Source organism: Rufibacter sp. JT20002, from assembly GCF_056491185.1.
Map to the genome: position 1 here is coordinate 447,126 of NZ_JBSZJY010000003.1, position 12,720 is coordinate 459,845.

General features: G+C 48.7%; 9 protein-coding genes. 5 read left to right on the forward strand and 4 right to left on the reverse strand.

Annotation, left to right across the window (positions count from 1 at the left end; genetic code table 11):
- Window positions 1–190: 190 nt before the first annotated feature.
- The gene (locus tag ACW9SV_RS15830; protein WP_479557731.1) at window positions 191–1,411 is read left to right on the forward strand and encodes a pyridoxal phosphate-dependent aminotransferase; all 1,221 of its coding nucleotides are present in this window, start codon (window positions 191–193) and stop codon (window positions 1,409–1,411) included.
- Between the two features lie 353 nt (window positions 1,412–1,764).
- Entirely contained in the window at window positions 1,765–4,329 is a 2,565-nt protein-coding gene (locus tag ACW9SV_RS15835) for a S8 family serine peptidase (protein ID WP_479557732.1), read from the forward strand.
- A 358-nt stretch (window positions 4,330–4,687) separates the two neighbouring features.
- Here the strand turns inward: ACW9SV_RS15835 and ACW9SV_RS15840 are convergent, their stop codons facing one another.
- The 3 genes from ACW9SV_RS15840 to ACW9SV_RS15850 form a co-directional block, all read right to left on the reverse strand.
- Window positions 4,688–5,491 carry a M57 family metalloprotease gene (locus tag ACW9SV_RS15840; RefSeq protein ID WP_479557733.1) on the reverse strand — a complete coding sequence of 268 codons (804 nt, stop codon included), beginning with the start codon at window positions 5,489–5,491 and terminating at the stop codon, window positions 4,688–4,690.
- A 427-nt stretch (window positions 5,492–5,918) separates the two neighbouring features.
- The gene (locus ACW9SV_RS15845; RefSeq protein ID WP_479557734.1) at window positions 5,919–6,722 is read right to left on the reverse strand and encodes a M57 family metalloprotease; all 804 of its coding nucleotides are present in this window, start codon (window positions 6,720–6,722) and stop codon (window positions 5,919–5,921) included.
- A 504-nt stretch (window positions 6,723–7,226) separates the two neighbouring features.
- Window positions 7,227–8,459, reverse strand: a complete 1,233-nt coding sequence (locus ACW9SV_RS15850) for a M16 family metallopeptidase (RefSeq protein ID WP_479557945.1) — start codon at window positions 8,457–8,459, stop codon at window positions 7,227–7,229.
- Between the two features lie 256 nt (window positions 8,460–8,715).
- Here ACW9SV_RS15850 and ACW9SV_RS15855 point away from each other — a divergent pair, with 256 nt between their 5' ends.
- Window positions 8,716–9,180 (forward strand): GNAT family N-acetyltransferase, encoded by a 465-nt coding sequence (locus ACW9SV_RS15855; RefSeq protein WP_479557735.1) that lies wholly within the window; start codon window positions 8,716–8,718, stop codon window positions 9,178–9,180.
- A gap of 139 nt (window positions 9,181–9,319) precedes the next feature.
- On the opposite strand, the gene ACW9SV_RS15860 is transcribed toward ACW9SV_RS15855, so the two are convergent.
- Window positions 9,320–10,447 carry a glycosyltransferase family 4 protein gene (locus ACW9SV_RS15860; RefSeq protein ID WP_479557736.1) on the reverse strand — a complete coding sequence of 376 codons (1,128 nt, stop codon included), beginning with the start codon at window positions 10,445–10,447 and terminating at the stop codon, window positions 9,320–9,322.
- A gap of 414 nt (window positions 10,448–10,861) precedes the next feature.
- Here ACW9SV_RS15860 and ACW9SV_RS15865 point away from each other — a divergent pair, with 414 nt between their 5' ends.
- Entirely contained in the window at window positions 10,862–11,899 is a 1,038-nt protein-coding gene (locus ACW9SV_RS15865; protein WP_479557737.1) for an energy transducer TonB, read from the forward strand.
- A gap of 214 nt (window positions 11,900–12,113) precedes the next feature.
- The gene (locus tag ACW9SV_RS15870) at window positions 12,114–12,572 is read left to right on the forward strand and encodes a DUF937 domain-containing protein (protein ID WP_479557738.1); all 459 of its coding nucleotides are present in this window, start codon (window positions 12,114–12,116) and stop codon (window positions 12,570–12,572) included.
- Window positions 12,573–12,720 lie beyond the last annotated feature (148 nt).

The window sequence follows — 12,720 nt, forward strand, 5'->3', positions numbered from 1 at the left end:
GGCTTTTCTTTAGAAAATGAGCCTTAAATAGAGTATTAACCAAGGAAAGCCACTCCCCACGGAGTGGCTTTTTTGTGTCCAGCTCCAAGGCTTTTAGCGCTCCTTTTCGGTCAGTTTACGAAAAAGGCCCTTAAAACAAGTTTCCTTCCCCATCGGATATCCCTATCTTTAGTGTTTCAGGCTTGGCATTATGATACAGAAGAGTACCCGCTTAGACAATGTTTTTTACGAGATCCGAGGTCCTATTTTTGAAAAAGCAGTAGATCTGGAGAAGGAAGGCTACCGCATCACCCGACTCAACATCGGCAATCCGGCACCGTTCGGGTTTGAGGCGCCAGACGAGATTGTGCATGACGTGATGGTGAACCTGCGCAACGGCCAAGGCTACACCGATTCGAAAGGCGTGTTCGCCGCCCGCAAAGCCATCATGCACTACAGCCAAAGCAAAGGCTTGCAAAACGTGCATGAAGACGACATTATCATTGGCAACGGCGTAAGCGAGCTGATCATGCTCAGCATGCAAGCCCTCCTGAACAACGACGATGAAATCCTGATCCCGGCCCCGGATTATCCGCTCTGGACGGCCGCCGTGAACTTGTCAGGCGGAAAAGCCGTGCATTACCTCTGCGACGAAGCTTCTGACTGGTACCCAGACCTGAAAGACATGGAAAGCAAGATCACGCCTCGTACCAAAGGCCTGGTCATCATCAACCCCAATAACCCCACTGGGGCCGTTTACCCTGCCGAGGTGCTGCAGCAGATTGTAGAACTAGCCGAGCGGCACAAGCTTATCGTTTTCTCCGATGAGATTTACGACAAGATCCTGTACGATGGGGTGGTGCACCATTCAACGGCTTCCTTCGCCCAGGACATCCTGTGCCTGACCTTCAGCGGACTTTCCAAAAACTACCTGGCCGCCGGTTTCCGGGCTGGGTGGATGGTGGCCTCGGGAAACAAAGCTATTGCCACGTCTTACCTGGAGGGTCTGAATGCCCTGGCCAGCATGCGCCTCTGCAGTAACGTACCCTCACAGTTCGCCATCCAAACAGCCTTGGGTGGCTACCAGAACATTACTGATCTGGTGTTACCCACCGGGCGGTTGCACAAGCAGCGTGAAGTATGTTATGAGAAACTAACCTCTATCCCGGGCATTACCTGCGTGAAGCCAACTGGGGCGTTCTACATGTTCCCTAAGATTGACACCAAGAAGTTTAACATCCAGTCAGACGAGAAACTGGTGCTGGACTTTCTCATTGACCAACACGTGTTGCTGGTGCAGGGGACTGGTTTCAACTGGCCCCAACCCGACCATTTCAGGGTGGTGTACCTGCCCATGGTGGAAGAACTGAGCTTGACCTTAGACAAACTAGCCGAGTTCCTGAAGCAGTATGACGGAGCCATGGTGGTATAAGGCTCTTTCTGCCATTTCCGCAGTTTCACATAAAAACGGCACCTTAACTCTATTTATGCGCTTCGATTTAAGACTTCTTTTCAGGAAACATGCCTTAAACCGAAGATTGTAACCATTTGCTAAGAAAGGCAGTTTGCTTCACCCGTATTGCATCATTTGAAGCGGGTTGCATTGGGCGTTAGAAACGAGGCGCAAATTTATTTTGCTTGTATACGCTTGTTTTCCTGAAGAATACCCGGTAAATTATCTCTTTAAGCAGACTTGTAGATTACCGGATGGGGCAGTTTTTTACTAGGAATATTTTAGGACGATGGGCTTGTGGGGCGGGGTTACTATTCCTATCATTTGCTGCTTTGGGGCAGGATCACGCAATCCCAAGAAAACAAGGCAAGTTAGCCCCGGTGCTGCAACAAGCCGGCCAGTTGCGGAAGCTGACTCAGGTGAGGGTTCAGGTTAAGGATCAGAAACAGTTCCTGGCTTGGATGAAGTCCTCCTTGCCACAGGTCCCGGTCCATGCCACTTCCTTGTCTCAGGTTTACTTACTGGAGAAAATCAATCCGGAAAGCCTCCAAACCTTGGCCCAGAGCCCCTGGGTTGAGTTTATTGACGTACCCAACCGAAAGGCTCGCGAAGAGGCGTATCTGCAAAACGCCGATCTCCGGGTGAACCGGGTAGAAGCCCTGCATCTCCAATACCCCGATCTGCACGGCAAAGACTTAGTGGTTTCTGTGAAAGAGAGACCCTTTGACTCTACCGATATTGATTTCAAATCCCGGGTACTGCCGTCCTCTGGGTTTACCCAATTGGCTACACCCCACGCGACCAGCATGGCCACCTTGATCGCAGGTGCGGGAAATACTTCGCCTTCTAGTAAAGGCGTGGCTTGGCAAAGCAGGATCACCCCTGCTGATTTTTCTAACCTCCTTCCGGATAATACCGATCTTCTGAAAACACAGGGTATCACGGTGCAGAATCACTCCTATGGTGTGGGGGTGGAGAATTACTATGGCTTGGAAAGTCAGGCCTATGACCAGCAAACTCTCCAATTGCCGGCCTTGCTGCATGTGTTCTCCTCCGGAAATTCAGGGACTCAAGCAGCAGGAGAGGGCCCATATGCCAATATCTCGGGTTTCGCGAATCTTACCGGGCAGTTCAAGGTCTCCAAAAACACCTTGAGCGTGGGCGCTATTGATACCTCTGGACAGGTGAGCTTGTTGAGTTCCAAAGGACCTACGTATGATGGGCGCATCAAACCGGAACTGGTGGCTTTTGGCGAGGCCGGCACCTCAGAATCGGCGTCTGTGGTGGCCGGGATAGCCTTAGTGGTGCAGGACGCCTATCAGAAACAGAACGGAGGAACTTTGCCTCCATCGTCCTTGGTCAAGGCTACTTTAATCAACTCCGCCGATGATAAAGGCCGGCCCGAGGTGGACTATGCCGCTGGTTTCGGAAATGCCGATGCGCTGGGCGCGGTCCAGTCTATCCTAGACAAAAGATACGTTCTTGGAGAGGTAACCCAGTCCACTACCCGCACCCTCCGGTTCACAGTGCCCACCGGAACCGCCAAAGTGAAGGTGACTTTGGTGTGGCAAGACCGGGAAGGTTCTCCTTCTGCCGAGAAAGCCTTGATCCAAGACCTGGATCTGTCCTTACGGTCGGTGGTGAGCGGAAATGAATGGCAGCCCTGGGGCTTGAGTACCTTCGCCCACAAAGATTCTCTGCTGGCACCCGCCCGCCGAAAAGCCGATCACCTGAACAATGTGGAGCAGGTGACGGTGTCTAATCCGATGGCCGGTGAATACGAAGTGCAGGTAAAGGGGTTCAGGGTAGAAGGAGCGCAGGAATACAGCGTGGTCTATGAAGTGGAGAAAGCCTTTACTTGGGGATATCCTACTGCCGGGAGCCAAGTAGAAAGCGGCGAAAAGAACCGGGTGCGTTGGCTACTTCCTGTGAAAGCCGGCACCAGGGGCAAGCTGGAATTTAAATGGGCGAGCACCGGAGGTCAATGGCAAACCTTACAAGAAAACATCTCCCTGGCAACAGAGTCTTTTGATGTTGCCTTCCCCGATACCTTAGCCCTGGCTCAGTTGCGGATGGTGGTAGGGAATGAAACCTATGAAACCGGTCCGTTTACAGTAGGGCCCACCTTGCCTCTGAAAGTGGGATACCAATGCGGCGAGGAGTTCATGCTGTTCTGGCCCAAAACTCCAGGAGCCGAAGGGTATGAGGTGTATGAACTGGGTGCCCAATACCTGCAGCCTGTGGCCCAAACTTCAGATACCGTGATGGTGTTCCAAAAAAACCAACACCCCGGAGTGCACTATGCCGTGGCCCCGGTGGTGAACGGGAAACCAGGCCAACGAAGCCTTACCCTGAACTATACCCAACAAGGCGTGGGCTGTTACATCATCAGCTTTCTGCCCAGGCATTTTGTGTCAGATTCTGTTGTGTTGGATTTGCAAATCAGCACCTGGGTGGGAATAGAGAGCATTTTCCTGGAAAAGAAAATTGAGGGCGCCTTCCAACCGATCCAGACCATTGCCTTAGGTCAGCAGACCAGGTTCGTGCTTCAGGATTTAACTCCAGTCTCGGGTAGAAATGAGTACCGGATAAAGATGGTCACCAAAGCAGGAAACATCTTCTACAGCCAGGAAGAGGGGCTTTTTTACACCCCAGCGAATTACATCCAGGTGTACCCAAACCCTAACCTGGCCGGTGGTGAGTTGAATATCATTACCCAAGATGATGGCGAGAACACCATTTTCCTCTATGACCAAATGGGACGCCTGATTAGGGAGTATTCTCAGGATGGCTCCATCAAGGTGATTGATACCACAGGCATAGCTCCAGGAGCGTATTTCATCAAAGTCTTTTCTTCTGCCGGCGTGCTCACCCAAGCCAAAGTTATTTTGTTGTAAACAAGAAGGTAGATTTAAGCCAATCGCTTAAGGGCTAGTTTTAGGAAATCAGTCTGGAAACGGCGGTTACTCGCGTAAAGAAGCAAAGGTAAACAGCCATAAGGAATTGACGTTTCTTCTACGCTTAAGCGGTGGTTTTTTGAAATTAGGCGGAAACTATTGCTCCAAAGGAAACGCTTTCGCCTGAGGGATAACGAAAAGCTAAAAGTCAAAGAGTAAAGAAGTTTTCTAGGTAGTGTTTCAATTCACCTAGCTAATCCGCTAAAAGGCGAAAGAATTTTTGAATTAAACAGGGCGAAAACAAAAATGGCCTCCAGGTAACTGGAGGCCATTTTCTCAAGGAATGTTTTAAACCCGACTAGTATAGATATTTAAGGGCAGTTACGTCATTGGTGTTGAACGGACGGTTCTGGCCAGACCCGATACAAGCCAACATCCAGGAAGTGGCATCAGCGGTAGTTGGCGTGCCTGGGATGTGGACGGCGCCTACAGTTGAAGCACCTTCGTTGGTGTAAGAACCACCGCAGCTATAGCTTCTGTCCATGTAGTCAGTGTGGCGGAACCCGATGCAATGACCGATTTCGTGGGCCAGAATAGTGGTGAACCAAGCTTGGTTGGGGTTGGTGCCAATGTGGCGCGTAGCTATTTTGATGTTGTTGTGTGGATTGCCGTTCACTGGGAAACCAGCAGAAGCAAGATATTGAGCTGACTTTGGAGCTGCCTGAAGATAGATCTGGCCACCAGAAGAAACGCGGCTCATGGTGATGGTCAGGCCTTGGGCATTGTAACGGGCAATAGCAGCATCAAGGGCAGTTACATAAGTAGCTGGCAAGCTTGGGTCAATTGACAAGGTTATGTTGCGGCCAGTTCCGGCATCTACCAGGTTGGTGGTGCGGTACTGCTCGGTTTCACCTACCCGCAGAAATTTGTGGTCATGTTTGGCATTCAATTCAGCATCCGTCAAAAGGATATCCCCTTCTACCAGGTAACCCCCTTCCACTACTTTTACATCTGTGGTACCGAAGCCCATTTCATAAATTTTAGCCAACGTTTCTTTTGAAATCGCTGCTTTCTCAACAATTTCCTCTTCTGCAGTAGAACAAGAAGAGAAACCAAGTACTAAGGCCAATGCAGCCAATTTAAGGGTGTGCGTTAACTTCATAATTTGTTTGTTAAGGTTTGGTGTAAAATGTGAAAAATAATCTGCTCCTTGATATTTGTGATGAGATTCCTATTTGTTTTACCTAAAGGGTTAAAAATTTACAAGTAGAAGGGAAAAATATTGTTGAAAACAAACTTCGTAAAGGGGGAATTACGCTTCAAGTTTGTTTTATTAATGTCAATTGTAGGGAGCTTGTGTGAAAAAGAGCTTGGATTTCCGGTTTGCTAAAGTTGTAACGTAAGGCGTAAATGAAAGTTAATTAAATGTAAATTAAAAAGCAAAATAAATAAGTTGTTTTCTGATTAATGAAGGCAATAGAATACTTATAGGTTTTGAAATAAACCAAGTAAAGTATTCTATTGCCTTAAAAGGAATTTGTCTTTTTACATTTAGAAAGACAAATCCCTTTCTAAAGAGTATCCAGAAATTAATAGAGGTAATTTAGGGCCGTGCGGTCGTTAGTGTTGAACGGACGGTTTTGGCCGGTGGCTACGCAAGCCAACATCCAGGAAGTGGCATCGGCGGTAGTAGGAGTGCCCGGTATGTGAACCGCTCCCACGGTGCTGGCGCCTTCGTTAGTGTAGGCGCCGCCGCAGCTATAGCTTCTGTCCATGTAGTCGGTGTGGCGGAACCCGATGCAATGGCCTACTTCGTGCGCCAAGATGGTAGCTAGGTAATTAGTACCTGGGTTAGATCCTAAATAGGTAGAGTTAACCAAGATCTGGTTGTGCGGGTTTCCGCCTGATGGGAAACCGGCAGAAGCCAGATAGGTGGCGTTGGTTGGGGATTTGGTGAGAAGAATGTTATAGCTGGAAGAAACCCGTTGGAATTTAATCAGCAGGTTCTCGGCATTATACCGGCGAATGGCTTCATCCAAAGCAGTAACATACGAAGAAGGCAAACTAGTAGAAATAGCCACTCTAATTGTACGGCCACTTCCTACATTTACCAGGTTGTTAGTACGGTACTGTTCGGTTTCACCTACGCGCAAGAATTTCCGGTCATGTTGGCTATTTAATTGCTCATCGGTCAGGAAAATATCTCCCTCTACCAGATAGCCACCGTCCACTACTTGAACATCAGTAGTGCCAAAACCCATGTCATAAATTTGCTGCAATTTTTCTTTTGAAATGGCCGCTTTCTCAACCACTTCTTCTTCGCTTACTGAACACGAGGTTCCGCCTAATACAAGGGCGAAAGCAAGAAGTTTAATCATGTAATTCTTTCTCATACTGCTTATTGGGGTTAGTGAATAATAGACTATTTTATGGATAAAAAATTAGGAGTGCAAGCGATAATGCTCCTAAGTTAAAAATAAAATTATTTAAAAAGTGTATCAAAAACGTTCTATAAAAGGTTTTGTATTTAACATATAAAGTGTATAATATTTAAAACTATTTTCAAAATTAGAAGGGTAGGATAATGCTAAAAGGAATTTTGAAAGTATGTACAAACATTGATTTATTTTGTAAAAACCAATTCCGTAATAAGGTAGATAGTGCGTATAAATACGTAAAGGCAATAGAAGTAAATGAACCGTTTTATTCTCTGAATTGGGTGGTTCACTTAGTGCTTCTGCAAAAAAGAAGGGTAGTAAAAGTGAGTAAGTTGTTGAAATCTGAGAGTATTCGTCTTTCTTGCCGTAGCACTATCAGAAGACCTATGTAAATAAAGAAAGGCTGCCCCTTGGGCAGCCTTCCAGAAAAGATTAAAGTAAGTATGACCCTCTTTGGGGCTAGTTAGGAACGTACTGCAAAAAGCTTAGATTTTCCTCTCGTAGGGTGTCGTTGGCCATCTCCAGAAGATCGTTGGCCTGTACCTTCCTGATTTGCCCGAAAATGTCGTTCAGGCTTTCTATGGTGTTCAGGTCAAGAATGCTTTTGCCCATCATCATCATGAACCCCATGTTGCTTTCCTCGGCCATAGCCAACTGGCCCATAAGCTGTTCCTTGGCCGTATGCAATTGCACAGAACCCATGGGTTTCTCCCGTAATAACTTCAGCTCCTTCAAAACCAAACCAACAGTGCGTTTCAACTGCTTTTTCTCGGTGCCAAAGTAAATCCCGAAAAGCCCTGTGTCAATGTAAGTAGAGTAGTTGGCGTCAATGGTGTATACCAGCCCGTGTTTCTCGCGCACGGCAAGGTTAAGCCTTGAGTTCATGCCAGGGCCACCCAGAATGTTCACCAACATAAAGAACGTCAAGCGCCTGGGGTCTGACAATGGATACGCAGGGCAGCCAATTACACAATGCGCCTGCTGAATGGCTTTCTCTACCACCAGGGTCTGGGGTTGGTAGGCACTGAAAACAAGCCGTTCCCGAGGCTGTATTTTACTCTGAATATGACCCAGGTATTTCTCCGCCAGCTTCACCACTTTTTCAATAGGCCAGTTGCTTACAGAGCAAAACACCAGTTTATCAGTGCTGAGGTTACGCTCAATAAAAGCTTGGAAGTTCTCGCGGGTGAAACCGCTCACGCTCTCGCGGGTGCCCAGAATGTTGTAGCCCAGTGGATGGTTCTGGAATACCACGGCGTCAAACTCATCTATGATGGCATCTTCGGGGGTATCCAGGTACATGGCCATCTCCTCCAGAATCACGCCGCGTTCCTTCTCAATTTCCTTTGACGGGAAAGTAGAGTTGAAGGTGATGTCAGTGAGCAGTTCAAACGCCTTTTCAAAGTGGTTTTCCAAAACGGAGGCGTAAAAGCTGATCTTTTCTTTGGTAGTGTACGCGTTCAGTTCGCCGCCGACACTCTCTAATCGGTTTAAGATGTGAAATGATTTTCGTTTCTGGGTTCCTTTAAACGCCATGTGCTCCCAAAAGTGGGCAAGTCCCTGCTCGTGCGGCAGTTCATCGCGGGAGCCAATGTCCATCATGAAACCGCAATGCGCAATTTTGGTATGCGGCACTTGCTTGTGCAGCACTCTAATGCCATTTGATAAGGTATGGATATGGTAATCAGGTATTTTTGTCAATTTTCTATGGTGCGTTTACAAGTAAAACACTTCTGCGCCGCTCTTTTAAGGGTATATGAAAAAGCAGCCTGCAAAGGTACGGAGGATTGACGTGAAAAGGAGCAGAATTAGAAATACCGTGGGCGCAATTTTGTGGGCAGGCAGTTTTCTTCTGCGGAAAGCTAGAAGTCTCCACTATTTTTTTATTTTTAGTGAAAGATAGGGTACCCCCGTGCCTTTTGTGTCTTACAGAAAAGCTCCCCTTTCCATGATTCCAACCCATACCGCTGACATCCGCCTGGATAGTGTTTCGCCCGATGAGTACCCCGAGATTGTGGATCTTTGGGAAGCCTCGGTGCGTGCCACCCATTTCTTTATCACGGAGGAAGATATCCAGTTTTACCGGCCCCTTATCCTGAACAACTACCTGAAGCAGATGGACCTCACCTGCGCCCGGGATGCCCAGGGAAAGATTACGGGCTTTGCCGCAGTGGCGGGCAAGAAACTGGAGATGCTGTTTCTGCACCCAACCGCTCGCGGCAAGGGCATTGGCTCCAAGTTGCTGCAGCACGTCCTCCAGCATAAGAACGTCACCAAGGTGGATGTGAATGAAGAAAACGAGATGGCGTTCGGCTTTTACCAGCACCACGGTTTCAAGGTGATCAGGCGGTCTGCCTTAGATGGTATGGGCAAGCCACACCCCATCCTGTACATGGAACTGTTCAAGTCCTGAGCTGAAGGTCTGGTGAGATTCCGGCAATTCCAGTCAATGACGGCCTTCTGCCCGATTGAAAAATAGGATTTGCAGTTAGAGGCTGTTTTGCAGAAATAAGCCTCAAAGCATATCTGTGCTACTTCCTAAACAAGATGCCTTATTGGTTTAGGACTTGTTCGTATACCTGATGAAGCTGCGGAATGGTGACCTGTGGGCGGAACGACTGCGCGTGTTCCAGTCCTTGCTTAACCATCTGCTTTTGAAGCTCGGTGCTGCCTAGTACCTCCCGAATGGTCTGGGCCAGGCCCTCCACATCGGTAGGGGAGGCATACCGGGCCGCCGCTCCGCCGGCTTCAGAAAAGCACGACCCCGTAGAGGTGATCACCGGCACCCCGCTGTTCAAGGCCTCTACTATAGGTATTCCAAAGCCTTCAAAGATGGAAGGGTACACAAACAGGGTAGCCAGCTGGTAAATAATAGGCAGTTCCTGGAACGGGATGTACGGCAGAAAGAGCACCTTGTCTTGCAGGGAATGCTGCTGAAGGTACGCCTGCAACTCCTGGAAGTACTCTGTTTTGCGACCGATAAATACCAACGGAACAGGAGTACCGGCGGCATGCCATCCTTGTAAAAGGTGCAACTGGTTTTTGCGTCGCTCCAACGTACCCACGCATAAGATAAACTGAGCCGGTAAGCTGTATTTCTGCCGGATGGTGTTTTGCACCTCCTTTTCAGGAATCAGCTGGAAAACAGGGTCACAGTCCTGGTACACCACCTGCACTTTCTCGCGGCCCACGCCAAAGAATTCCTCCAGGTCCTGGGCCGTCTGTTCACTGATGGCAATAATCTGGTGGGCATTGTCGCAGGCATCTTTGAACTTCTTGCGGTAGATGTAGCGGTCAATGGTAGGGTACAGTTCTGGGAAGCGTAGGAAAATCAGGTCATGGATGGTAACCACCAGTTTGGTGCGGTGGCGGTCCAGGCCGTAAGGCAATTCGTTGCTGAGGCCGTGATACACCTGCACTCCGTGGCGGGGCAAGGCAGCCCGCAGCCCAAAGGTGCGCCACATAGAAGAGAACCGCTTGGCCAACCCCGAAGGCTGTACAATCTGGGTTTTGGCTACCGGCGGGAAAAAGTCTTTGAACAGGTCATTTTTACGAGGCGTAAACAGGGCGTACTCATGCTGCGAGTACTGCATCATCATGCCCGAAATGATAAAGCGGCTGTAGTTTCCTAAACCTGAGGTATTGGTAAAAGCGCGTTTTGCGTCGTATCCTATCTTCATATCAACACCGCAATATTAACATTCTTCCCGAACAAGTAGGCGGAGCCGGAGGTCCAAGGTAGGAAATTACGATAAAGAAAGGCCAAAGGCTTTGCCCGCCGCAGCGTTCGGGCCAGATCAGGGATGGTAACCTGCATAGGAAATAACTCCAGCGGGATTGCTCCAGGTTTTAAATGTTGGTGATAATATATAAATGATTTATCCTATATTGATGCCACATTGCTCCTGATTTGGGCAAAGCCATTCCTTTAATAATCTCCCCATAGGACCTACATTATGATAAGAAGCACACTTGGTCTTTTTTGGCCCTTTTCTCCTGCAGAAGGGTTTAGATTCACGGTTTTGCTTTGGGCAGGGCTCTGTGTTGGGTTGTCTGCGGCCGCCCAAGAAAAGCCCGTTGAGGAGAAAGTGTACATGAGCGCAGACCAGATGCCGGAATTTCCGGGCGGGCAAAGCGCTATGCTCAAATTTGTGACTGATAATTTCAGGATGCTGCCGGGCTTGCCCAATGAGCCTTTGAATGGCACCATGGTTGCGTCTTTTGTCATCACCCCAGAGGGAAAAGTGTCTCAGGTGGAGATCGTGAAAAAATTAAGCCCCATTCTGGATGCCGAAATGGTGCGGGTAGTTTCCGCCATGCCCACCTGGAAACCCGGCGTGCACCAAGGGGTTCCCGTAGCCGTTAGGTCTTCGGTTCCGCTTAAGGTAGCCTGGCAAGGCATCAACCTTAAAGATGCCATTACCACCATTGCCAACGGACACCTCCAGAAGGAACAGCCTAAACTACAGACAACCCCAGAGTTTCCGGGCGGAGAGAAGGCCCTGTGGGAGTACATGAAGGAAAAGAAAGCCTCCCTGGATGACGCCAAACAGATGAAAGTAGCGGGTGTTTTTGAGGCAGAGTTCCTGGTCACAGAAACCGGTAAAGTAACAGATGTCCGAATCACCAAGGCCTTGCACCCAGACTTCAGCAAGGCGGTAAGGCAGGCCATTGAGGCAATGCCTGCCTGGAAACCTGCGAGGCAAAAAGGGAAGGCAGTGCCGGCCATCTATTCATTTGCCTATGAAGTAACGGAAGGAGAGAAGCGGGCCGATGCGCAAGAGTACTATGAGGAAAAGGTGTATCTGGGGGTGGAACAGATGCCAAAGTTCATGGGAGGTGAAAAGGACCTGCGTAAGTTCTTTGAGCAATATGCCATTTTCCCGGAAGAAGCGAAAGCAGAACAGGTAGAAGGTACGCTGGTCATGAGTTTTGTAGTAGATGCCAGTGGCACCGTTAAGGATGTGGAAGTGAAACAAGCTTTGCACCCCGTTGTTGACCAAGCCATGGTGAAAGTATTGCAGCAAATGCCTGCCTGGAACCCTGGGGTTCAGAACAAGAAGAAGGTGTCTGTGCGGCTGAAGATTCCTTTCATGGTAAGGAACAATGCCATAGTGCCGGTTGGTACCTAGCCTGTATACGGTTAGCATGTAAATGCCTCTTTGCCCCAGTTTGCGTGTGCCCCTTCTTCGATAGAATCAGAGTAGCTGAAGTGAATTCCTGTTCTTGCGTGAAGCGTTTTAATTCAGATTCTCTATTGCAATACCAGGGAAAGCCTGTATTAACAATTCTGATTTGAACTCCGTTTACAGAGAATCCACATTCAATTATGTAAAGGAGTTACGCATGTTTGATCAGATTTTAGGCTTAGTAAAGCAGCAGTTGGGCAGCAACCCCCAGGTGGCGGCAGCCATCCCCCCAGGAAAGGCAGATGCAGTGCACAATGAGGTTGCCCATCAGGTAACCAATGGATTAGCCAACCAGTTGGTTACCCAAGGCGGAATAGGCGGATTATTGTCTATGTTGCAGGGCGGCGGCGCGACCGCAGGTAATCCTGTGATTGCCTCCATCACCCATAATGTGGTGAGTAGCCTGGGAAGTAAGTTCGGGTTGCCTACGGCGGCCACCAGCGCCATCGCAGCGGCCTTGCCGGCATTGCTGCAGAAATTCACCCATAAGGCCAACGACCCCAATGATCACAGCATTACGCCTACCAGCATCACAGAATATCTCACAGGCATGTTGGGCAAAGGTGGTTTAGGCGGATTAGGTAATCTGGGTGGTTTAGGTGGCTTATTCAAATAATAAGTTAAAAACCATATGCCTACATTCCTAATCTAAAGAATATTCTAGAAGCAAAACAGTTGTACTAGAAGAGCCCCATGAGGCGGTATACAATGCCGATTCATGGGGCTCTTCTGTTTTTACCTGAAAATAACTAAGTGTTTAGTTT

Coding starts and splice junctions, on each gene's coding strand:
- ACW9SV_RS15830 (WP_479557731.1), top strand. CDS start 191: ATGATACAGAAGAGTACCCGCTTAGACAATGTTTTTTACGAGATCCGA.
- ACW9SV_RS15840 (WP_479557733.1), bottom strand. CDS start 5,491: ATGAAGTTAACGCACACCCTTAAATTGGCTGCATTGGCCTTAGTACTT.
- ACW9SV_RS15845 (WP_479557734.1), bottom strand. CDS start 6,722: ATGAGAAAGAATTACATGATTAAACTTCTTGCTTTCGCCCTTGTATTA.
- ACW9SV_RS15855 (WP_479557735.1), top strand. CDS start 8,716: ATGATTCCAACCCATACCGCTGACATCCGCCTGGATAGTGTTTCGCCC.
- ACW9SV_RS15860 (WP_479557736.1), bottom strand. CDS start 10,447: ATGAAGATAGGATACGACGCAAAACGCGCTTTTACCAATACCTCAGGT.
- ACW9SV_RS15865 (WP_479557737.1), top strand. CDS start 10,862: ATGAGCGCAGACCAGATGCCGGAATTTCCGGGCGGGCAAAGCGCTATG.
- ACW9SV_RS15870 (WP_479557738.1), top strand. CDS start 12,114: ATGTTTGATCAGATTTTAGGCTTAGTAAAGCAGCAGTTGGGCAGCAAC.